Below are 21,669 nucleotides of genomic sequence, written 5' to 3'. Positions count from 1 at the left end.
TATACTTTAATGATTTTTAATTATTTATCTTTTAGGGTAATAAACTGTTCCAAAATGCTCTAGGAATCATTCCAAGTACTAAAGCAAGTGAGACGACAGACATAAGAAGTGTCCAAACTGAAATTTTAGGTGCTTTTTTAATTTTTGCATTTACAATTGTAATTAAAACTCCAACCAAAACCATAGAGAAAGGATGTTCTATATAATTTCTTCGTATTGCAGCAATTCCCATAATATCTTTCATACTGGCATTTTGAAAGATAGGAGAGCTGAAAAATAATAGTATTCCAAGAAGTATCTGTGTATGTGTGAATATCAAAGTTATAAGAGAGATTCTTTTCACCTGACCACTGACAGGTCTTTCCTGTAAATAATAAATAAACGATACAACAGTAAGTAATAAAACAAAAACGAGGGTAATCATACCTACATAATGGTGTATGTTTTTAAAAAGGATATACATAAATTTGATTCTATTTCATTTTAATATGTAACAAAAATAGTAAACCTATTGAAATATAAGGGTATTTTAATCATTTTTATTGAAATTTTAAATACCGCATAACTAGATAAGAATTATAATCTGTTGGCTCTAATTTCTCCGTAGCCTATAAGTGCATCATAAGTGCCACCAAAAGGAGTATAATATAACAAACCTTGATATAGGTTTTCTGTTTGCCAAAATGAACCGGGAATTTCTGAAATGCTAAAATGGTTGTTTTTTTTGTCAACGGTTGCAATAGTGTAATTATAATACCCTTGTTTTAATAGCATTGTTTTTACGTATAAACCTTGATTTTCATCGTAAATCATCCGATTAGAATCGGAAAGTTCATAATTATTGAATAATCCTACAACATATAAATCTTTATTTTCTAAAGGCTGTTTAAGTTCCAAAGAAAAAGTTACCGGAGTATAATCGCCTTCTGTTCGGGCATCCCTTTCCTGGTTAAGATCAAATCTCCTGAAATAATAAGCACCGTTGACATCAGGATTATATGCATAGTCAAGCGGAAACGGAGCAATGGAATATAAATAGGTAAGATAAAGCGGATTATTTTCTTCCGATTTAAATACTCCGTAACCAGGAATGGAAATATTTTTGGTATCGAAAGTATAAAATTCATTACCGCCTTCAAAAGAATTGGTCAGTTGTCCGAACGTGAAAGAATTACCGTTTACAAACTGTGGTTCAATATTATAGATCGCAGTTAGCCAATTGTTATTTTGAAGTAAACATAAAGAAAGTTGTCGGGTGGAGATTGAATTAATCCCCGAGACGACAGCTTGTGCTTTTACTCGCTGTGTTATGTTCGGGTTTTTAGATGTAGAATACCTCTCATATCCGACATTAATATGAGCAAAATCGTCGTAAAACGCAATTCTCTTACTGAATAAAGGTTTGTGGTTATCAGTAAAAACAGTTAGGAGATAATTTCCGGATACCTTAGGTTGCATGTCTTTATTTGGGAATTCTAAAGTATAATGAGTGTAATTTTGTCTCGTATTAAAGGAAGGTTGATAATCGTATATTTGAGGTAAGGTATATCCGTCGATATATTCTGATTCAAAAAGATGGTCTTCATTCCAATTTCTGTCGTAATGCTTAATGGTATAGTAAATTTTTTCGTAGCCTTTATCTAACAGATCAAAAGTAAGCACAAACATACCTTTGTTCATGGAGATAAAAGGAGTTTCATCATTCGTATCGGGATTGAATAATTGTATACCATTGACGGATGAGCTGTACACTTTTTCTAAAGCCTGCTGAGAAAAACAGAGCTGAGAAAGTAAGCAGAAGAAGAGAATCTTTTTGAGCATTTTTAGTTTTTTTTAAGTTATGTATACTACAGAAAATTTACAGAGCCTTGTAAATTAGACATTTGTCGCATGATCCATAGTTTTCTTTTTTGAATGAACTTTCCATTAATTTTTTTTCCATATTCTCGGGGATTGGGTAAAAGAGCAGCTAAAGTTGCAGCCTCGCTTTTTGTGAGCTGAGAAGCCGATTTGTGAAAATAATGTTGAGAAGCGGCTTCTATACCATAAATTCCATTACCGAATTCTATTACATTTAAATAGACTTCCAATATTCTTTTTTTACCCCAAATCCACTCAATGAGGCAAGTGAAATATACTTCCAGGCCCTTTCTAACATAATTTCTACCCTCCCATAAAAAAACATTTTTCGCGGTTTGTTGTGAAATGGTGCTTCCTCCTCTTTTGGGAGATCCTTGTTTTTCAATTATTTTTTGAATCTCTTTAAAATCAAATCCGCCGTGTTTAAAATAATTTTGATCTTCACTGGAAATTACCGCAAGTTTTATGGAATTATTCATACTTTCTATCGGAATCCATTTTTTTTCAATGGTTGAACCATTCACAAAAAATCTTTTTAACATAAGTTCTGTGTATGGAACAGGCAACCATTTGTATATAAAAACCATTACAATAGAAAGTACCCATAAACCAATAAAAATCCATTTAATCCATCTAAAAATCTTCATTAAAATTTGATTGATTAAAAACGGATGAATTACCAGCCTTTAACAGCTCCTCCCTTAAATTCTCGATCGGTAGTTTCTGCAACTTCATCCGATTGATAAGCTTTAACAAATGTTTTTACATTTTCAGCATCTTTATTATCTTCTCTTGAAACGATTACATTCATATAAGGGGAATCTTTGTCTTCAACAAAAAGACCATCTTTTAATGTAAAACCGTCTTTGGCTGCAAATGTATTATTGATAATGGCAACAGCTACTTTATCATCATTTAGAATTTCAGTTAAAATAGCAGGATCCATATCGACTATCTTTAAATTTTTAGGATTTTCAATTATATCAGAAGCGCTTGAAATAAGGCTTTTAGGATCTTTTAATTTGATTAATCCTTCTTTTTGAAGAAGCAGTAATGCTCTTCCTCTGTTGGTGGCATCATTTGGAATTCCTATGGTACTTCCGGGTTGTAATTGATCAAGAGATTTTATTTTTTTAGAATATCCGGCCAATGGATAAATAAAAGTATTTCCTACTATGGCAAGTTTATATCCTCTTTGTTTGATGATATTATCCAAAAATGGTTTATGTTGAATAATATTAATATCAATATCCCCATCATTAAGTGCCGTATTCGGTAAAATATAATCATTGAATTCTACCAATTCAACATCTAAGCCGTATTTTTCTTTAGCAACCTTTTGAACGGTTTGGGCAACCACAAACTCCGGCCCCGATTCAACTCCAACCTTAATATAATTAGGATTATTTGCCCGGTCATTCTTGCAAGAACTTAGAAAAAAAACAGAAGCAAGTAAGGTAAATACTATTAGTTTTCTCATTATCATATTATTTTAGACTTTTTTTAATTTTTAACGATGATCCACTTTTTTTGAAAGATAATCTCCGACAAATTGGATCGCAAAAACAAGTAAAACTAATAATAATAAAACAAAATTCATAATTTCCATATTCTTATTTACGTATCCTTCTTGATATCCAATTTTTCCCAATCCTCCGGCTCCAACAGTTCCTCCCATTGCCGAATAACCGACTAAAGTAATTAATGAAATGGTAGCGCAATTAATTAATGAAGGCAAAGCTTCGGGTAACAATACTTTTTTAATAATTTGAAAAGGAGTTGCTCCCATAGCTTTAGAAGCTTCAACTAAACCGTTAGGTACTTCCAGCAGGCTGTTTTCAACCATTCTGGCGATAAACGGGGCAATTCCCAAACTTAGAGGAACTAAGGCTGCAGGTACTCCTATGGAAGTTCCTACAATCATCCGCGTAAAAGGAATCATCCAAACAATTAAAATAATAAAAGGAATGGCGCGGAATATATTTACTAGGGTGGAAACCGTTTGATTGAAAACAAGGCTTTCTTTAAATTGGCCTTTGCGGGTAATAAATAGAAGGATTCCGACAGGCAATCCTATCAAATAACCGAAAAAGCCGGAGACAAAAGTCATGACTATGGTTTCCCAAGTTCCTTTTGCTAAGAGATCAATAATTGAATTAGACATATCCTAATAAAGTTACTTTAATGTTTTTACTTTTTAAATACTCAATGGCAGCCATTTCTTTAGAAATCGTACCGATAATTTCCGTTAGCATGACCCCGAATTTAACGCCCCCCGCATAATCCATTTGAGCACTTATAATATTGTTGTTAATATCAAATAATCTGGAAATTTCGGATAATACCGGTTCATCTACCGTATTACCAGATATCTGTAGTTTTAGTAAAGGATGTTTTCCTTCTTCCGGCATATGGGTAATGCGTTTTTGATAATCTACCGGTATCTCTAAATGTAAGGATGAAGATATAAAACGCTGAGCTAATTCCGTTTTAGGATTTGAAAAAATTTCAGAAACACTTCCTTGTTCAATTAGTTTTCCACCGTTCATGACAGCTATATCATCACAAATTTGTTTTACCACATCCATTTCATGGGTAATCAATAAAATAGTGATTCCCAATTCCTTATTTAAATCTTTGAGTAGAGATAAAATGGAGCGAGTAGTGGAGGGGTCTAAAGCACTGGTTGCTTCGTCGGATAATAAAACTTTAGGGTTGTTGGCCAACGTTCTGGCAATAGCAACTCTCTGTTTTTGTCCTCCGGAAAGGTTCGCCGGATAACTGTCTAATTTATCCGTAAGTCCTACCAGTTCAACCAATTCATAAACTCTATTTTTAATTTTAGTCTTGGGAGTATGATTTAATTCCAAAGGAAAAGCAATGTTATCAAATACAGTTCGCGAGGAAAGCAGATTGAAATGCTGAAAAATCATTCCTATATTTCTACGGGCAGAGGTTAATTTGGAAGGAGATAACTCCATCAAATTTTGACCATCAATCCAAACCTCTCCTGAATTAGGCCTTTCCAGTAAATTAACACATCTTATCAGTGTACTTTTTCCTGCACCGGATTCGCCAATAACACCAACTATTTTTCCTTCGGAAACCGACAGAGAAATATTGGAAAGGGCTATGTTTTTTTTGCCTTTATGTTCGAATGTTTTAGTAATATTTTTTAACTCAATCATTTAATTGATTAAATTTTTTAAGTCTTTATACGATTAGGATTTGTGCAAAGGTACAAATAGTATATAGAAACTCATATTAATTTACAACATTTACTGCTTGGAGAACATTTTAAATCATCCGAACCATTATAAGTTTATAATAAATTAGTTTATTTGGAGGTGTAAATTTTATAAAAATGAAATAGTATATAATTAAACCAAGTAAGAACTTTTGAAAATAAATTTATTAATAAAATAAACTAAAAAACTTGCATATTAATTGTGTGCAATTTAATTTTACTCAATCTAAAAACGGTATGGAAAGTTTACAATTAAAAGATCAATTATGTTTTCCCATCTATGCGTTGTCCCGACTGATTACAACGCTTTATAGGCCACATTTAGAAAAATTAGGGGTAACTTATCCTCAGTATTTAGTGATGTTAGTTTTATGGGAAAATGAAGAAATATGCGTGAGAGATATAGGAGAAATGTTGTGGTTAGATAGCGGAACCTTAACTCCTCTGCTTAAAAGAATGGAGGAAAACGGACTTATAAAGAGATGTCGGTCTACTAGAGATGAAAGGCATATGTTGATTCATCTTTCAGATCAAGGAAGGAAAATGAAAGATGAAGCATGGATAATTCCTCATACCCTTAAGGCAGAATTGGAAATGGAGGAAAATGAATTATCAGAACTTCAGAAAGAATTTTATAAGTTATTATCTATTGTTACGACAAAATGTAAGAATAAATGCAAGAATAAATCAGAATCAAAATAATATTATTTAAAATTAATTATATGGAATTAATAGACTCACTTAAATGGAGGTATGCAACAAAAAAATTCGATGCCTCAAAAAAAGTTGAACAATCGTTGGTAGATCAAATCATTGAAGCAGCTTGGCTAGCTCCCACTTCTTCCGGATTACAACCGTTTAAGGTTATTGAAATTACTAATCAGAAATTAAAGCAAAAGATGGTTTCCCTGTCTAAGGACCAAAAACAAGTGGAAGATTGTTCACATATTTTAGTTTTTGCTGCTTGGGATAATTATACAGAAGAAAGAATCGATACCATTTACGGACATATAACAAGAGAACGCAATCAGCCATCTGATGCTTATCAAAGCTATACCGATCGTATTAAAGGAGTATATCTGAATTCAGCCGCTGAAAATAATTTTGAACATGCATCACGTCAAGCGTACATAGCTTTTGGATTATCGATTGCTGCTGCTGCAGAATTAAAAGTTGATACTACTCCGATGGAGGGATTCGATAATCAGGCTATAGATGAACTTTTACAATTACGCGAACTGGGTTTAAGAAGTGTTGTCATGCTTCCTTTGGGTTACCGAGATGAAGAGAATGATTGGTTAGTTAATTATCCAAAAGTTAGACACCCTAAAAAAGATTTTTTAATTAAAATAGTTTAGAGAAGAACCTATTTTACACAAAATTTTAATCATTAAAAACAATAAGAGGCTTTATTATTAAAGTTCTCTTATTTTTTTTGCATGAGTTTGAAAATCAAAAAATTGCAAATAAGCAGTTAAAAAGTAATAAAATAGCCATCGGAAACTAATTAGGGGTAAGAGGGTATGCCCGGAGGATAAGTTATACCTATTGTTTCCGAGGTATACTCTTGCTGTTACTAAGTATTGAATGTATAGGTACTTAACGGATACACAATTTACGATATATGTATATAATCCCAAAAAAATAATCGGAACTTTAAGCAAAACTGTTTATAGATCCAAAAGAGTTTTAAGGTATTTAGAATGTAAAATATATAGTAGACAAAAAAAAAAAGATTAAAAAAATTTATTTCAATCAAGACAGATTTTTAACTTTATTATCTGAAAAAACTAATATATTATGATTTCTGAAATACATATCCCTAAAGGGACCTTGCCTTATATTTTCGGCTCAGATCATGAGGCGTTAACACTAAATTTGGTTAACGAGGCGATGGATATAGATTTAAATTATATTGAAAATAAAAATTCATCCGGTTCAAAAAGAGAGTCTAAGTACATTTCAAATTTTTGGGGAGAAAATATTCAATCGGTATCCGCTATTGTAGGAAATAATGGTGCGGGTAAATCTACTTTGCTAAAAGCCATAAGAGATGGTAACTGCCAATTTATAGGAACTGATGGGGAAGAAATACCCCATAATTCTAAATTAATATTCTATTATAATTCAATTCTTGGATATGATGATACTCCGAATACCAGATCAAAAACCAAAAATGTTCTAACACTTTCAAAGTTTTCGATATTACAAAACGATAGAGAGTATGCTGACTCGGAATTTTCAAGGTTCTTGAAAATTCATAATAATGCAATGTTAGAAAGAATTTTTAGGTTAATTAAAAACAAAAAAATATATGCCAAATTATTGGAACTGGGACTGCCTACGATAAATAATATAAAAATAAAAATAAATCATTCCAATAAAGATTATTATAATATACCGGATACATTTAAGCCTTTTTTTCAATATTTTAAAGACGATAGTGAAAGAAAACAAAAAGATGTAGAAAGAATATTTGAGAGCAAAGATAATTCTATTAATAATGAAAAAGAGTTTTATGAAAAAAGTCTTTATGAAAGAAAGTCAATTGAGAAACATTTATTTAAAGAAAATATTATAGAGGCTGTAATAAAGAGAGTACATTTAATTTTTGAAGAAACGGGTAACATATATATACGAGAAGGTTTTATAAGAGGAGGTAAAACAGTGGAATATTTAAAAACTAAAAATATATGTGGACTTGAAGAAGCTTTTTATTGGTTTTTAGATAATGCCTATATCAAAGTTAATAATATAGAATTTCAATTACCTGTACAAGAAATAAAAAAATTAATTGAAGTTTTGTTATCAAAAATTGAAAAATCAAATGAATTTGATTTTCTTCGAAATTATCCCAATTATCACAATTACGTTTTCAATGCTAATAATTTTAATACATTAGAAATTATAGATGCATATCAGGATTTTACAAAAGAATTTAAAAAACATTTTAAAGTTACTGATGAGCCTTTATTTAATTTTTCTACAGATAGAGAGTTAAGCAGTGGTGAAAAATTGATGTATGAACAATTTTCAATTTTCAATGAACAAGTTTCTCGTATTGAAAAAAAGAGGGACAAATTGAATAATACAGATGAATATTTAATTTTACTGGATGAAGCTGATGTATGCTTTCACCCTTTGTGGAAGAAGAAATACATTAACATGCTTTTAGAGATTCTACCATTAATTTTTGTTAATAAAAAGCTTCAAATCATTTTCACCACCCATGACCCTCTAACTCTTTCAGATATACCTCATCAAAATATTCTTTTTTTGGGAAAAGGTGAAAATTATACAAAAGTATTAACAAACAAAAGAAAAACTTTTGGCGCTAATATTTCAAATTTATTGGCAGATTCCTTTTTTTTAGAAGATGGATTAGTGGGAGATTTTGCTAAAAAGAAAATTGAAGAAGTGATCCATGTTTTGAATAAGATGATTGAAAATAAAAACAATAATCAACACATTGACATTTCACAAGAAGAACAACAAAGGATTAGAAAATTAATCCGTATGGTTGACGAACATATAATCCAAAGTAAGCTCATTAAAATGTATAATGAGGCTTTTGGGCCTTCCATAGATAATGAAATACAAGAATTGGAAGAAAGACTAAATTATCTTAAAAATCTTAAAAACAAAACTCATGATTAGTATACGAGAATGCATTTCAGAATCTGATCTGTTAACTGCCAGAGAACAACACACTGAATTTATTTCTGAAGAAGTTAAAAAAAGAATTAAATTTTATATAAATTTATTTAAAACAATACAATTAATCCATCAAGGAAAAATTGGAGAGGATGATATTGAAAATAATATAAAAAAAGATAAGCTGCATCATTCACAATATGATTCTTTTATTAAAGTAATCTTTAAAGACAATAAAAGTGTTGATAAAAAATATAAAAAATTAAAAAATAAATCTTTATTCCGTGAGGAACTTAAAGATTTCAAAAAGGTTTTAAAGATACTTAATGATTTACATACTAATTGTCGTTGTATTTTAGGTTTGGATTTAAGTTCAGATGAAGAAGACATCGTTCTATATAAAAAATATGAAGAAAAATATAGGAATTATAAAATCTTGCTAAATAAGATTTTTGATTATGAAAACTGGTTTCAGAAAATTACACCGGAAAAAGAATGGGGCCCCTATCAATTGACAAAAAAACTAGGAATACAAGTATGTTGCTATTGCAATCGCCAATATACGTTTACTTTATCTAAAGGGGTAAAAAAAATAACCAGGCCCGAACTTGATCATTTCTTGCCCAAAAGTAAACATCCTTTATTAGCACTAAATTTTTTTAATTTGATTCCTTCATGTAGTGTATGCAATAGAGATTGCAAAGGAACTGTTGATTTTTCTTATGAAAAATATTTGTCACCCTATGAATCCAATCCTAAGCACCAATTAATAAAATATGATTACAAACCGGAAACCTATTTGGGTGCTATTGGCAAAACTGATGAAATAAAGGTTTTCACTAAGATAAATGAGGAAAATGAAGATCAACGTTTACAAGAAAAAGTAAAGGGAAATATCAAAGTTTTTGAATATAATAAAATAGCAAATGAACACAGAGATATTGTACAAGAGATTATAAAGAAAAGATTTTTATTTAATGATAAATATATAGAAACTTTACAGCAAGCATTTCCCGATATTCATCTGACCTTAGAAGAGGCCTATCAATTAGCTTACGGCAACTTTTATGATGAAAAAGAATTTACTAAAAGACCCTTAGCTAAATTAACCAAAGATATCGCTGTTGCAACGGGTGCCATAAAAAATAAAATTAGCTAATTTTTACAAAAATTCGATAAAAATCAATGAGATCGAAAAAATAGTAAAAACCAGGCGTTAAAGCTCGGGTTTGCAAAAATGGTTTAGGCGAAAGTTAAAGATATCAATATAATATATAAAAAATCGCAACTTGTTTATTTATAAACAGTTGCGATTTACATGTACCCAGGGCGGGAATCGAACCCGCACGATATTGCTACCACTGGATTTTGAGTCCAGCGCGTCTACCAATTCCGCCACCTGGGCATTTTTTTCAGGTGTGCAAATATACTTAAATATTCTTTTTCGCCAAAATTTATGTTTTTATTTCATTCATTCTTCCTTATATTCGTAAAAAAAGATTATGAAAATATTAATTATAAACGGTCCTAATTTAAACCTGCTTGGACAAAGAGAAACAGATATTTACGGTCATTATTCTTTTGAAGATTATTTTAAACATTTGCAAAAAAAATTTATTGATGTGGAATTAGAATACTATCAAACCAACCATGAGGGCTCGATTATTGATAAGATTCATGAAAAAGGTTTTAAATGTGAAGGTATTGTAATTAATCCGGGAGCATATACTCATTATTCCTATGCAATACACGATGCTATAAAATCAGTAACCGCACCGGCTATTGAAGTTCATATTTCCGATATTGAAAAAAGAGAAGAATTTAGAAAAATTTCAGTCATTAAAGATGCTTGTGTACATCAGATTAAAGGCAAAGGATTACCCGGTTATGAAGAAGCTATTGAATATTTAATAAAAATGAAACAACCTTAACTAGCGAGTATAAATAATAAGTAATTGATAGTATAAATGAATGAAAAAATAAGTGGAAAAGTAATACATCAGATATTGTTTTTGATTATAATAATATCTCTTTTTATCCTTATTATAAGCCAATTGGCTATATTTCTTCCCAGCTTTTTAGGAGCAATTACATTATATGCCTTATCCAAAGATTTTTTCTTATATCTGACAGAAAAAAAGGGATTGAAAAAATGGATATCAATTAGTATAGTTTTTCTTCTTGCCTTATTGATCATTTCGATTCCGGTTTATTTTATTATTGAATTGACCTATTCTCAGGTACATACGGCTATAACTTATTTTGATAAAATAAATAATTCTCTGGTCAGTATTGTAAATGATTTACAAACAAAATACGGACTAAATATACTTAGCAAAGACAATATCATTCAAGCGACTACCTGGGTAGGCAGGGTCGTGCCTAAAATATTAAATTCAACGGTAAATTCTGTAGTTGTTTTTTTCTTTTCTTTTGTTTTATTCTATTTTATGATTATGAATATCAGGAAAATTGAAAGCACCTTTTTAAAGTGGTCTCCCTTAAAAAAACAAAATACCGAAAGGCTAGGGCAAAGGTTGAAAAAAATGATTCAATCCAATGCCATCGGCATCCCATTAGTTGCTGTTGTTCAAGGAATGGTAGGAGCTGTCGGCTATGCCATTGTAGGATTGGATAATTTATGGTTTTGGTTTGCGGTTACAACATTTACATCCATGTTGCCTATAGTAGGTTCTGCATTGGCCTATGTTCCGGTTGCCATTTTATTGTTCACCTCCGGAGAAACCTGGCAATCTATATTTATTTTATTGTACGGCATTATAATTATTGGAACATCGGACAATATCGTGAGATTTACATTACTTAAAAAACTGGACGATGTTCATCCGTTAATTACCATCTTTGGGGTAATATTAGGAATGAATATTTTTGGATTTATCGGATTAATTTTTGGTCCTATATTATTATCCAGCTTTTTCCTGCTTTTAGATGTTTACAATAACGAATTTAGCGATAATCCATAAGAAAATGTAGTTCTACTATTGGAATGAATTTTGTTTTTTACCATGAATAAATTCAATAAACTTTTTCAGTCGGCAGGTAGTATAGGTTTGGGATTACTCATACTATCTTGCATTTCTAAAGACAGATTAGAAGTAACAAAAAAAGAAACAAAAATGAAGGTAACAAAATCAGAAGAAGAGTGGAAAAAGCAGCTTTCTCCCGAAGAATATTACATTTTGAGAGAAAAAGGAACAGAGGCTCCTTACAGTGGAAAATTCAATATGCATTTTGAAAAAGGAGTGTATACTTGCAAAGCTTGTGGTGCGGTTCTGTTTGATAGTGATTCTAAATTTGATTCGCATTGCGGATGGCCCAGCTTTGATCATGAAATAGCCAAAGGCCGAATTATCGAAAAATTAGATACTTCTCATGGTATGACCCGAATGGAAATCCTTTGTGCTAATTGCGGGAGTCATTTAGGACATGTGTTCAATGATGGCCCTACAAAAACCGGATTGAGATATTGTGTTAACTCTGCTTCACTGGATTTTGTAAAAGAATAATACATTGTTTACCAATTGTAAGAATTAACATTATGGCCAAAATCCTAAGAATTTATCCGGAAAATCCTTCAGAAAAAGCAATTAATGAAATAGTTGAGGTATTAAAAAAGGGAGGAATTATTGTTTATCCTACCGATACGGTTTATGGATTGGGTTGTGATATTTTTAATCACAAAGCCATGGAAAAGCTTTCCAGAATTAAAAATGTTAAATTGGAAAAAACAAACTTTTCCTTTGTTTGTAATGATTTAAGAAATTTATCTCAGTACACTAAGCCCATTGAAACGAATCTATTTAAACTTCTGAAAAGAACTTTGCCGGGGCCTTTTACTTATATTCTTGCGGCTTCCAATACGCTGCCCTCTTATTATAAGAATAAAAAAACAGTAGGTATTAGAATTCCCGATCATAATATTCCTAGAATTATCGTTGAAAAATTAGGCAATCCCATAGCATCCACTTCAACACATGATGATGACGAGATTTTAGAATATATTACAGATCCCGAATTAATAGCCGAGAAATATGATAAATTAGTAGATATAGTTATTGATAGCGGTGCGGGAGGTTATACTCCTTCCACGGTTGTAGATTTAACTTCCGGGAGTCCGGAAATACTCCGCCGGGGAAAAGGAGATTTAGATCTCTATATTTAATCTCTATTTACATTTACTATTTCTGATCGAAAAAATCAGTTACATATAAAATAAAAAAGAACCGAATATAATTATTCGGTTCTTTTCTTATAAAAATTTGAAAATTTTCTTTTTTAATAGGATAGTAATTTAAACAATTCATGTAGAATAAGATGTATTAATAATTAAATAATTCATCAATAGACAATTCATGAACAGTTCCTAATTTTTTAACCGAATTCCAATTAAGATTTTCCTTTTTTCCAATTAAAGATACATTATAGGTTTTTCCCTTGATTTCACGATTAAAAAAATCTTTAAGATCCTTAAGTTGCAATGTTTGTATTTGAGAATACATGTCTTTTCTTAAATCGTAATCAATTCCTCTTTTTTTGGCGGCAAGATAGGACCAATAAATTGCAGATTTAGTGATACGGTCTGAAGCGATTTGTTTCAAAGCACTTTTTTTAGCATTGTCAAATTGTTTAGTAATTTCAGGCATATTGTTCATTAAATCTTTCATTGCGTCAACAGCTTGTGGTAATTTATTGGCTTGAGTTCCAATATAGGAAGAAACATAATCGTATTTATCCTTATCAGAGGCGATGGTATAACTGGCATAAGCAGAATAAGCTAATGATTTACTTTCACGAATTTCTTGAAAAACAATGGAAGACAGACCTCTGCCGAAATACTCACCAAATACTTTTGCATAAGGCATTTTAGCTACATCAAATTTATTTCCTCTTGATTGGAAAAGTATTTCGGCTTGTACCATGTCGTACGGAGCAAAAAACAAGCTGCCGTCAGATGCAAGTTCCTTATAAGTTATAGGGGAATTATACTCTTTTCCGCTTCCGAAATTATGATATTTTTGAACCGCTTTTTTAATAACAGATTCATTCGGTCCATAGTAAAATATTTCATGTTTGTAATCGAATAAACTTTTACATATCTTAACTAAGTCCGCAGGTTTTTTGTTTAATAAATCCGCTTCAGAAATAGTATTTCTTAACCTGTTATTTTCTCCATAACGGGCATACAAAGCTAAAGCATTCAGTATTGCCTGTTTATTTAATTTAGAATTTTTTCTGGCTTTAAGTATAGTTTGTACATATTTTTGATATGTTTCTGAATCAGGATTAGCATTTTGCAAAAAATGTTCAAATAATTCTATACCTTTTGGAATATTTTTTTCTAAACCTTGCAGGTTTAGGAATATTTGTTCATTTTGAACCTGAATAGAATAACTGATTCCTATTTTATAGAACTCTTTTTCAAGATTGGATTTTGTATACTTATCAGTGCCCAGAAGGGAAAGATAATTTAAGGCCAGATCCAATTCTTCATTGTTATCTGATCCAAAGTCAAATATATAATATAGATTTCCTAATTCGTTATTTGAATTTTTAATATAGGAAAGAGGAATATTTTTTACATGATCAAAAGTTATTAATTTTTTATAGTCTATAAATTGAGGTTGAATTTCTTTTTCGGGAAGTTGCGAGAATTTTTTATAAAAATCTGATTGTTCCGTACGATTTAAAGTTATAGGAGTTATTCCCGGATTTTCAACTCGTACCAGTTTATCATTGGTTCCTTTTTCTTTATAAACCACAACATAATTATCCTTATAAAATTCATTGGCAAATTTTACAATACTCTCTTTATTCATTTTATCCAACTCATTAAATTCATCTAAAATTTGTTGCCAAGATAAATTTTGGATAAAAGCATTATACATTTGAGTTGCTACCCCGTTAGCTGTATCCCAGCTGCTGATGCGTTGCGTTTTTAAATCGTTGACAATAGCTTTAATCAACCAATCATCAAAATTTCCTTTTTTTATGATTTCTAACTGATCTAGTAAAAGTTTTTGTACTTGTTCCAAAGATTGTCCTTCTCTTGGAGCTCCATATAAGGAATGAAGACCATAGTCTTTAAAAATAGATATGTAAGATCCTGCCCCTTGAGCTAATTGTTTTTGATTGATATTTATATCGATTAAACCCGCACCGGAATTATTCAAAATCATATTAACCATTTTAACGTAAAGAGCCTCTTTGCTTCCGGCTCCACTACTCCTAAAAGCTAATTGGATTCTTTCTGAAGATGGACTTTTTACTACTCTTTTAACAACAGAGGTCAACGGCTGTTCAATGGGTTTTTTCAAAACGGGCAATTCTTTATATTTGAAACTGCCGAAATAGGTATCTACTAATTGTATGGTTTCATCAAAATTTAAGTCGCCCACCAATACAATTGCCATATTATTTGGAACATAATAAGTCTCATAATATTCATGAATTGCTTTCATGGATGGATTTTTCAAATGCTCGGATGTTCCTATAGTGGTTTGTTGTCCATAAGGATGGGTAGGAAATAGAGCATCCATTAATTCATAATTAACTAAACGCATATCGTTATCTTGAGCGCGATTAAATTCTTCATAAACAGCTTCCAATTCTGTGTGAAAGAGACGTAAAACTAATTCGGAAAATCGTTCTTTTTCAACAAATAACCATCTTTCTAATTCGTTGGATGGAATATTATTTTTATAAACCGTTTCATCTAGCCAAGTATGCGCATTGGTTCCGGTTGCGCCCAATTCTGAAATTAATTTGTCGTACTCGTTAGCAATGGCGTATTTAGATGCTTCTTGGGATACTTCATCTATTTTTTTATAAATTTCCTTTTTCTTTTTTGGATTTTTTTCGGCTTTATGTTGTTCGTATAAATCTGAAATACGGTTTAATAATACAGATTCCTTGTCCCAATCAGAAGTTCCGAGTTTACTGGTTCCCTTAAACATCATATGTTCTAGATAATGAGCAAGACCGGTATTCTCGGACGGATCATTAGCAGATCCGGTACGTACCGGAATGTATGTTTGAATTCTTGGTTCATCATTATTTCGGGATAAATATACTTTTAAACCATTTTTCAGCGTATAAATTCTTGAATTGGAGGGATCGTTCGTTACCGTTTCATAAGTATACCCCTTTGAATCTGTTACTGTTTTAGTTTTATAGATTTGTGCGTTCGTGGTCATTATAAAAAATGTTAATACAAGTAATAAAAATATTTTTTTCATATTATTATTAGGTTTAAAGGTGTGAAAATACAAAAGATTTTTGTTAGATTTTATTTTTTCGGAATATAAAATATAAGTATATATATCCAATTAAAGCAGAACATAGGGAGGAAAATAGAATCATAATTTTAGCATGAGTTATATAGTCGGCATGTATAGCCGGATTAAAAGCCAGTAAGGTAATAAAAATAGACATAGTAAATCCAATTCCACCTAAAAAACCGATTCCTATCATTTGCTTCCAATCTGTTTCCGAAGGAAGCCTACAAAATTTCAAAGCACAAGCCAGATAAGTAAATAAAATAATTCCTAAAGGTTTTCCAACGATTAAGCCAAAAAATATTCCGAGAGTGTACGATTGAGAGAAAAGCTCTTGAATATTTAATTGAATAGATAAGGCTGTATTGGCAAGTGCAAAAAGAGGAAGTATTATAAAATTGACAGGTAATTGGAGTATAGATAGTAATTTCATGGATTGGCCATGGGGATTACCACCTTCAAAGGGTATGGTAAATGCCAGTAGTATACCCGCAAGGGTTGCATGTACACCGGAATTAAGTAAGCAATACCAAATTCCTATACCGCCGATTGTATATAAATATAAATGCTTGATCTTTAATTTTTTAAAAAGTAATAGTATCGTCCATATGAATAAGGCAAAAAATAAAAAGATCCAAGAAAGTTTTTTAGTGTAAAAAAAGGCTATAACTAAAATAGCCCCTAAATCGTCAATTACAGCTAAGGCAGTGAGAAAAATACGGAGAGACAAGGGAATTTTTTTTCCTAATAAACTCAATACCCCCAACGCAAATGCTATATCGGTTGCCATAGGAATTCCGGCGCCTGAAATGGTGTCTTTTCCGAAATTTAAATATGCATATATTCCCGCAGGAATAATCATTCCGCCTATAGCTCCCAAAACAGGTAAAAGGGCTTGCGAACGATTGGAAAGTTTTCCAATATGTATTTCACGAATAAGTTCCAATCCCACCATTAAAAAAAATATACTCATTAACCCATCATTTATTAGCTCAGATACAGTTAATGGATTCCCCTGGGTGCTAAAAAGATATTCATTTCCTAATTTGAAAGATACCGATGTTTCCCAAAAATTATGATAAAAAGTGTGAAAAGTTGAATTTGACAATATTATGGAAAGGATCGTACACAAGATAAGAAGTATCCCGACGGACTTTTCATTATTCATAAAATCTTTAATCGTTTTTCGCATTATACTCATTTATTGCTAATTACTGTATTGAATTATTAAGATTTGAATTATCGAGGATAATATATATAGCTAAAATATAATTTTTAAATTTATGTTCACTTATAAATCAAACGGTATACTATTAATTATTTAATTATAAAAATTGAGAAAAAGATAAAACGAACCTTTTCATGCGAATTAACGCTCTATATGTCCAATATATGTCGCAATCTAATGGTATAAGTATTTTAACTACATTTGCATCATATCAGTATAATAAAAAGTAAAATATAAATGCAATCAGTTTTAAGAACATTATTCGGTTATTTAGCCAGACCACAATTATATCCGGAATTAGTAAGAAAAATTTATAAAAATATTTTCGACAGAGGGAGCGCGGTTCAAGGAAAAAAAGAATCCGAAATATGGTGTGCAGAAAGAGCAATCAGTCAGCATGATGCAATTTACCAGATTACAAAAAATGAATACTCTTTATATAAAGATTTTGCAGGACAAATGGAGGAGTCCAAAAAAATTGAGGCGGCTTGTCCGGTTAAAATGGGCGGAGCCGGAGCACTAGATCTTATCTACGCATTATGTGAATATACTCAGGCTAAAAATGTTATAGAAACCGGAGTAGCTTACGGATGGAGTTCTCTGGCGGCTTTATTGTCTTTACAAAAAAGAGGTGGAAATTTGTATAGTTCAGATATGCCTTATTTGGACAGGAATAATGATAAATTTGTTGGATGTGTAGTTCCTGATAATCTTAGAAACTATTGGAAATTATTTAGACAAGCAGATAAAGAATCCCTGCCTAAAATATTCAAAGAACAACAGACTTTTGAGATAGCTCATTATGATAGCGATAAAAGTTATAAAGGTAGAATGTGGGCCTATCCTTTACTATGGGAAAGAATAGAAAAAAATGGCTTTTTTATCAGTGATGATATCGGAGATAATTCTGCTTTTATGGATTGGGTAAATCAAAATCATTTACAAACGGTAATTGTCGAATTTGAAGGAAAATATGTGGGAATTGTAAAAAAAGTATAGAGAAATAATTTCTTTATTAAAAAATGGTTATTTAAAATTTTACGGATTACTTCAAGTGTATTTTAATTTTTAATAATATAAATCGTATTATTTTTAGTCATGCAGACATATGAAGAAATTTTAGAGTGGTTGTATACCCAAGTTTCAAATTATCAAAATGTCGGGAATTCTGCATATAAGCCCGGATTTGAAAATATATTAAAACTGAGTGAGATTTTAGGAAATCCTCACAGAAAATTTAAATCTATACATATTGCGGGAACTAATGGAAAAGGAAGTGTTTCCAATATGACCGCTTCCATTTTAAAAGAAGCCGGGTATAAAGTGGGATTATTTACTTCTCCTCACCTTAAAAATTTCACTGAACGGATAAGGGTTGACGGAAAAGAATGTCCCGCAGAGTTTGTATATAATTTTTTAATTACTATTAGAGATCATTTTACTAAGGATTTTAATCCTTCCTTCTTTGAATTAACGACTGCTATGGCTTTTAGCTATTTTGCTAAAGAAAAAGTTGATATAGCTGTAATAGAGGTTGGAATAGGCGGAAGGTTAGATTCAACAAATATCATTACTCCTGAAGTATGTGCAATAACCAGTATATCGATGGATCATGTGGATTTATTGGGAGATACACTTGAAAAAATAGCCACAGAAAAAGCGGGGATTATTAAACCCGGAATTCCTGTAGTTATTGGAGAAGATAAGGAAGAAGTTAAAAAATTACTAGTACATATTGCTCAAGAGTGTAATGCCGAATATATAGATGCGACAAAAAATAAGGTAAACTATCCATCAGATTTAAAAGGTATATATCAAGAAAAAAATAAAAAAACGGTAGTAAGTATCATCGATGTTTTAAATGATAAAGGATTTACAATATCTGTTGATCAGGTTAAAAAGGGCCTTTTGCATGTAAAAGATTCAATGAACTTTAGAGGAAGATGGGAGATTTTGCAATGGGAAAATCCAGTGATTATCTGCGATACGGCCCATAATGAGGATGGATTTAAACAATTGGCCGAACAATTTAAACGGGTAACCTATAAAAAACTGAGAATTGTAATCGGCTTTGTAAAAGGTAAAGATTTAGATAAAATATTTCCACTATTGCCGATTGATGCCATCTATTATTTTGTAAAACCGGCTATTCTAAGAGGACTACATCCCAATGAATATACCGAAAAAATAGATTTATACTTCAAAAATTATCAAAAATTCGATAGTGTAGCAGAAGGATTTGATGCCGCTAAAACCCAGTCTGACAAAGAAGATTTGATTTTTATAGGAGGAAGTAATTTTGTGGTAGCAGAAATTTTTTAAAAAAATATTTGCAAGTATAAAAAATGAGCGTATATTTGCAATCCAATTACGGAACAAAGTAATAAAGAAAAGCTCTTAAATATCTTTGTTTTAAAGGGGCGATTAGCTCAGCTGGTTCAGAGCACCTGCCTTACAAGCAGGGGGTCGCAGGTTCGAATCCTGCATCGCCCACAACAAGAAAAACCTTGATTTTTTTCAGTTAAGGTTTTTTTGTTGGTACAGACCCATGGTGTAACGGTAGCACACCGGTTTTTGGTACCGTTTGTCGGGGTTCGAATCCCTGTGGGTCTACAACAAATTAAATGAAAAAGTATATTTGTAGGATTGTAAAAAATAATTACATTTGCACCGCAAATAGATAATGAAAAGAAAGAATTAAAATGGCAAATCATAAGTCAGCAATAAAAAGAATAAGACAGAATCACGTAAGAAGATTACGTAATAAGTATTATCATAAATCAGCTCGTACAGCTATTAAAGAATTAAGGGCTGAAACAGATAAAACTGTAGCGGTAGGCAAATTACCGGCTGTTTTTTCTCAGATTGATAAGTTAGCAAAAAGAAACATTATTCATAAGAATAAAGCGTCTAACTTGAAATCTAAATTAAACAAACACGTTAACGCATTAGCGTAAATAAAAATAATAGTAGGCCCGTTCGTCTATCGGTTAGGACTTCAGATTTTCATTCTGGCAAGAGGGGTTCGACTCCCCTACGGGCTACTAATCTAAGGCTTAAGTTACTTTTGGTAATTTAAGCCTTTTTTTATGTAAATTAATTGTCATTTCAGGAAGTAAGAAATAATTATGAATAAATTAATTGTAATATTTTATAATGTTTATTTACTATTCGATTTAATGGCTTCTTATAATTCTCCAATGCTCAAATCTTTTTAATATAGAGACCTTTTGTTATTTAAAAAGTTTAGAATAACATTAAATGATGCAAAATATCATTTTTTAATATTATATAGTTATTGGTAAAATTGTATTATAATAGCACCCCCCTTTCAATAGCTAATTCTAATTCTTTTATACTAAGATCCTTTAATTCTTTTTCATAAATTAATCGTTGATAAAGAAATATATTTACGGTTTTATTAAATATACTTTTTAATATATCTAAAGCAGAATAGCTTTCAGGATAAAACCTTTCGTTAAATTTAAATTCATTGCTAATCGTTACATTAAATTCTTTCGTAAAATATGTAAGAAAATCATTTGCATCATGTCCAATTAATCCAAAATCTTCATATAATTTCATTTCAGGTTTAAATTGTATTTTATTCTCCCATTGGGATAATAAAACTTTCTCTAAAAATAATTGTAATTTATGATCAACCATATTTATTAAATTTATGATACCTCTTATTTTAACTCCATCATTAATAAAATGATTATTTTTATTCAAAGAAACAGAATGTCATTTGAAATTCGTAACTAGTTATTCACGTGTCTAATCCAATCAATACCATAGTCAATTCATATCAATCACTAAGAAAGTACACAGATCAATGCAGTACTTATAAATTTCAACTATGATAAGGAGGTGAATTAAATGGTTATAAGATAGGACTTTCGTTTTTTACTAAGTAATTGTTGGAGATACCTAATTAGACAATATTAGGTTATTCAAAAGTATGTGATCTAATGTAGTATGATAAAGTTTTTATATTTTGTAAATGTATAAAAAGATATAGTAAATTGCAAATATATATTGAATAAAAATACAAGTATATTAATACAATGCATAACAACATAAACATTGGTATATAATATATTTTTTTAATATTCAAAAACTTACCATTTTTTATTAAAAATATGTATATAAAAGCTTTTAATTTGAATAGTTTGTTGATGAAATTTTTATTAAAAATTAAAACTCATAAGGAATAAAAGATTAAAATAAAAGTCCTGATTTCAATTGAAATCAGGACCATATGTTTAGTTAAATATTTGAGAAAAGCTATTCGAAGAGAATAACTTACTATGAAAAGAACTTTTTTTAATATTTTTATTTTAAGCTAGCTTAAAAAATATAATTTTGTTAATTTCATAAGAAGT

At 30.6% G+C, this 21,669-nt stretch carries 20 protein-coding genes and 4 tRNA genes; 14 read left to right on the top strand and 10 right to left on the bottom strand.

What is annotated here, in order from left to right:
- Positions 1–31: 31 nt before the first annotated feature.
- The 6 genes from GYM73_RS08960 to metN form a co-directional block, all read right to left on the bottom strand.
- Positions 32–463 (bottom strand): hypothetical protein, encoded by a 432-nt coding sequence (locus GYM73_RS08960; RefSeq protein ID WP_160541635.1) that lies wholly within the window; start codon positions 461–463, stop codon positions 32–34.
- Positions 464–576: 113 nt separating this feature from the next.
- Entirely contained in the window at positions 577–1,821 is a 1,245-nt protein-coding gene (locus GYM73_RS08955) for a type IX secretion system plug protein domain-containing protein (RefSeq protein ID WP_220233614.1), read from the bottom strand.
- A gap of 26 nt (positions 1,822–1,847) precedes the next feature.
- Positions 1,848–2,507, bottom strand: coding sequence for a monofunctional biosynthetic peptidoglycan transglycosylase (mtgA, locus tag GYM73_RS08950; RefSeq protein WP_220233613.1), 660 nt, complete (start codon positions 2,505–2,507; stop codon positions 1,848–1,850).
- A 29-nt stretch (positions 2,508–2,536) separates the two neighbouring features.
- The gene (gene metQ, locus GYM73_RS08945; protein WP_220233612.1) at positions 2,537–3,340 is read right to left on the bottom strand and encodes a methionine ABC transporter substrate-binding lipoprotein MetQ; all 804 of its coding nucleotides are present in this window, start codon (positions 3,338–3,340) and stop codon (positions 2,537–2,539) included.
- 30 nt (positions 3,341–3,370) lie between these two features.
- On the bottom strand, positions 3,371–4,024 hold the full coding sequence (gene metI / locus GYM73_RS08940) for a methionine ABC transporter permease MetI (RefSeq protein WP_105296857.1): 654 nt from the start codon (positions 4,022–4,024) through the stop codon (positions 3,371–3,373).
- Complete coding sequence (gene metN, locus GYM73_RS08935; RefSeq protein ID WP_105296856.1) at positions 4,017–5,048, bottom strand: methionine ABC transporter ATP-binding protein MetN; 1,032 nt, start codon at positions 5,046–5,048, stop codon at positions 4,017–4,019. The genes metI and metN overlap by 8 nt, the downstream gene beginning before the upstream one ends.
- Positions 5,049–5,311: 263 nt before the next feature.
- Between metN and GYM73_RS08930 the strand changes: the two genes are divergently transcribed.
- The 4 genes from GYM73_RS08930 (at position 5,312) to GYM73_RS08915 (ending at position 9,920) form a co-directional block, all read left to right on the top strand.
- A complete protein-coding gene (locus tag GYM73_RS08930) occupies positions 5,312–5,809 on the top strand; it encodes a MarR family winged helix-turn-helix transcriptional regulator (protein WP_220233611.1) in 498 nt (165 codons plus the stop codon).
- A 20-nt stretch (positions 5,810–5,829) separates the two neighbouring features.
- Positions 5,830–6,465: an NAD(P)H-dependent oxidoreductase gene (locus GYM73_RS08925; protein WP_220233610.1), complete on the top strand. Its 636-nt coding sequence runs from the start codon at positions 5,830–5,832 to the stop codon at positions 6,463–6,465.
- Between the two features lie 442 nt (positions 6,466–6,907).
- A complete protein-coding gene (locus GYM73_RS08920) occupies positions 6,908–8,764 on the top strand; it encodes a hypothetical protein (protein WP_220233609.1) in 1,857 nt (618 codons plus the stop codon).
- Positions 8,757–9,920 carry an HNH endonuclease gene (locus GYM73_RS08915; RefSeq protein WP_220233608.1) on the top strand — a complete coding sequence of 388 codons (1,164 nt, stop codon included), beginning with the start codon at positions 8,757–8,759 and terminating at the stop codon, positions 9,918–9,920. Before GYM73_RS08920 ends, GYM73_RS08915 begins: the two co-directional genes overlap by 8 nt.
- Positions 9,921–10,082: 162 nt before the next feature.
- Here GYM73_RS08915 and GYM73_RS08910 read toward each other — a convergent pair.
- Positions 10,083–10,166, bottom strand: a tRNA-Leu gene (locus tag GYM73_RS08910).
- A gap of 97 nt (positions 10,167–10,263) precedes the next feature.
- Here GYM73_RS08910 and aroQ point away from each other — a divergent pair.
- Genes aroQ through GYM73_RS08890 form a run of 4 tightly spaced genes read left to right on the top strand, consistent with a single transcriptional unit; the run spans position 10,264 to position 12,944 of the window.
- Positions 10,264–10,692 (top strand): type II 3-dehydroquinate dehydratase, encoded by a 429-nt coding sequence (gene aroQ, locus GYM73_RS08905; protein ID WP_105296851.1) that lies wholly within the window; start codon positions 10,264–10,266, stop codon positions 10,690–10,692.
- 36 nt (positions 10,693–10,728) lie between these two features.
- Positions 10,729–11,745 (top strand): AI-2E family transporter, encoded by a 1,017-nt coding sequence (locus tag GYM73_RS08900; RefSeq protein ID WP_160564724.1) that lies wholly within the window; start codon positions 10,729–10,731, stop codon positions 11,743–11,745.
- A gap of 42 nt (positions 11,746–11,787) precedes the next feature.
- On the top strand, positions 11,788–12,288 hold the full coding sequence (gene msrB / locus GYM73_RS08895; RefSeq protein ID WP_166004804.1) for a peptide-methionine (R)-S-oxide reductase MsrB: 501 nt from the start codon (positions 11,788–11,790) through the stop codon (positions 12,286–12,288).
- A gap of 32 nt (positions 12,289–12,320) precedes the next feature.
- Positions 12,321–12,944 (top strand): L-threonylcarbamoyladenylate synthase, encoded by a 624-nt coding sequence (locus tag GYM73_RS08890; protein ID WP_105296848.1) that lies wholly within the window; start codon positions 12,321–12,323, stop codon positions 12,942–12,944.
- 157 nt (positions 12,945–13,101) lie between these two features.
- On the opposite strand, the gene GYM73_RS08885 is transcribed toward GYM73_RS08890, so the two are convergent.
- Positions 13,102–16,017, bottom strand: coding sequence for a pitrilysin family protein (locus GYM73_RS08885; protein WP_220233607.1), 2,916 nt, complete (start codon positions 16,015–16,017; stop codon positions 13,102–13,104).
- Between the two features lie 43 nt (positions 16,018–16,060).
- Positions 16,061–17,248 (bottom strand): Na+/H+ antiporter NhaA, encoded by a 1,188-nt coding sequence (gene nhaA / locus GYM73_RS08880; RefSeq protein ID WP_220233606.1) that lies wholly within the window; start codon positions 17,246–17,248, stop codon positions 16,061–16,063.
- Between the two features lie 273 nt (positions 17,249–17,521).
- Here nhaA and GYM73_RS08875 point away from each other — a divergent pair, with 273 nt between their 5' ends.
- From GYM73_RS08875 to GYM73_RS08850, 6 genes are all read left to right on the top strand, one after another.
- Complete coding sequence (locus GYM73_RS08875) at positions 17,522–18,283, top strand: class I SAM-dependent methyltransferase (RefSeq protein ID WP_220233605.1); 762 nt, start codon at positions 17,522–17,524, stop codon at positions 18,281–18,283.
- A 99-nt stretch (positions 18,284–18,382) separates the two neighbouring features.
- On the top strand, positions 18,383–19,606 hold the full coding sequence (locus GYM73_RS08870; RefSeq protein ID WP_220233604.1) for a folylpolyglutamate synthase/dihydrofolate synthase family protein: 1,224 nt from the start codon (positions 18,383–18,385) through the stop codon (positions 19,604–19,606).
- 96 nt (positions 19,607–19,702) lie between these two features.
- Positions 19,703–19,777 (top strand) — tRNA-Val (locus tag GYM73_RS08865).
- A 49-nt stretch (positions 19,778–19,826) separates the two neighbouring features.
- Positions 19,827–19,897, top strand: a tRNA-Gln gene (locus GYM73_RS08860).
- 89 nt (positions 19,898–19,986) lie between these two features.
- Positions 19,987–20,241: a 30S ribosomal protein S20 gene (rpsT, locus tag GYM73_RS08855; RefSeq protein WP_105296844.1), complete on the top strand. Its 255-nt coding sequence runs from the start codon at positions 19,987–19,989 to the stop codon at positions 20,239–20,241.
- 15 nt (positions 20,242–20,256) lie between these two features.
- Positions 20,257–20,328: transfer RNA gene (locus tag GYM73_RS08850), tRNA-Glu, on the top strand.
- 268 nt (positions 20,329–20,596) lie between these two features.
- Here the strand turns inward: GYM73_RS08850 and GYM73_RS08845 are convergent.
- Entirely contained in the window at positions 20,597–20,950 is a 354-nt protein-coding gene (locus tag GYM73_RS08845; protein ID WP_220233603.1) for a DUF1493 family protein, read from the bottom strand.
- Positions 20,951–21,669 lie beyond the last annotated feature (719 nt).

Origin of the sequence: Apibacter sp. ESL0432, from assembly GCF_019469225.1 — a bacterium.
Taxonomy (GTDB): Bacteria; Bacteroidota; Bacteroidia; order Flavobacteriales; family Weeksellaceae; genus Apibacter.
Note: the sequence above shows the minus strand (reverse complement) of the source record. Positions and strands in the feature narration are given on the sequence as shown.

What these genes read in the sequence shown, in the direction of transcription:
- GYM73_RS08960 (WP_160541635.1), bottom strand. Translation starts at nt 463, where the DNA reads ATGTATATCCTTTTTAAAAACATACACCATTATGTAGGTATGATTACC.
- GYM73_RS08955 (WP_220233614.1), bottom strand. Translation starts at nt 1,821, where the DNA reads ATGCTCAAAAAGATTCTCTTCTTCTGCTTACTTTCTCAGCTCTGTTTT.
- mtgA (WP_220233613.1), bottom strand. Translation starts at nt 2,507, where the DNA reads ATGAAGATTTTTAGATGGATTAAATGGATTTTTATTGGTTTATGGGTA.
- metQ (WP_220233612.1), bottom strand. Translation starts at nt 3,340, where the DNA reads ATGAGAAAACTAATAGTATTTACCTTACTTGCTTCTGTTTTTTTTCTA.
- metI (WP_105296857.1), bottom strand. Translation starts at nt 4,024, where the DNA reads ATGTCTAATTCAATTATTGATCTCTTAGCAAAAGGAACTTGGGAAACC.
- metN (WP_105296856.1), bottom strand. Translation starts at nt 5,048, where the DNA reads ATGATTGAGTTAAAAAATATTACTAAAACATTCGAACATAAAGGCAAA.
- GYM73_RS08925 (WP_220233610.1), top strand. Translation starts at nt 5,830, where the DNA reads ATGGAATTAATAGACTCACTTAAATGGAGGTATGCAACAAAAAAATTC.
- GYM73_RS08920 (WP_220233609.1), top strand. Translation starts at nt 6,908, where the DNA reads ATGATTTCTGAAATACATATCCCTAAAGGGACCTTGCCTTATATTTTC.
- GYM73_RS08915 (WP_220233608.1), top strand. Translation starts at nt 8,757, where the DNA reads ATGATTAGTATACGAGAATGCATTTCAGAATCTGATCTGTTAACTGCC.
- aroQ (WP_105296851.1), top strand. Translation starts at nt 10,264, where the DNA reads ATGAAAATATTAATTATAAACGGTCCTAATTTAAACCTGCTTGGACAA.
- GYM73_RS08900 (WP_160564724.1), top strand. Translation starts at nt 10,729, where the DNA reads ATGAATGAAAAAATAAGTGGAAAAGTAATACATCAGATATTGTTTTTG.
- msrB (WP_166004804.1), top strand. Translation starts at nt 11,788, where the DNA reads ATGAATAAATTCAATAAACTTTTTCAGTCGGCAGGTAGTATAGGTTTG.
- GYM73_RS08890 (WP_105296848.1), top strand. Translation starts at nt 12,321, where the DNA reads ATGGCCAAAATCCTAAGAATTTATCCGGAAAATCCTTCAGAAAAAGCA.
- GYM73_RS08885 (WP_220233607.1), bottom strand. Translation starts at nt 16,017, where the DNA reads ATGAAAAAAATATTTTTATTACTTGTATTAACATTTTTTATAATGACC.
- nhaA (WP_220233606.1), bottom strand. Translation starts at nt 17,248, where the DNA reads ATGCGAAAAACGATTAAAGATTTTATGAATAATGAAAAGTCCGTCGGG.
- GYM73_RS08875 (WP_220233605.1), top strand. Translation starts at nt 17,522, where the DNA reads ATGCAATCAGTTTTAAGAACATTATTCGGTTATTTAGCCAGACCACAA.
- GYM73_RS08870 (WP_220233604.1), top strand. Translation starts at nt 18,383, where the DNA reads ATGCAGACATATGAAGAAATTTTAGAGTGGTTGTATACCCAAGTTTCA.
- rpsT (WP_105296844.1), top strand. Translation starts at nt 19,987, where the DNA reads ATGGCAAATCATAAGTCAGCAATAAAAAGAATAAGACAGAATCACGTA.
- GYM73_RS08845 (WP_220233603.1), bottom strand. Translation starts at nt 20,950, where the DNA reads ATGGTTGATCATAAATTACAATTATTTTTAGAGAAAGTTTTATTATCC.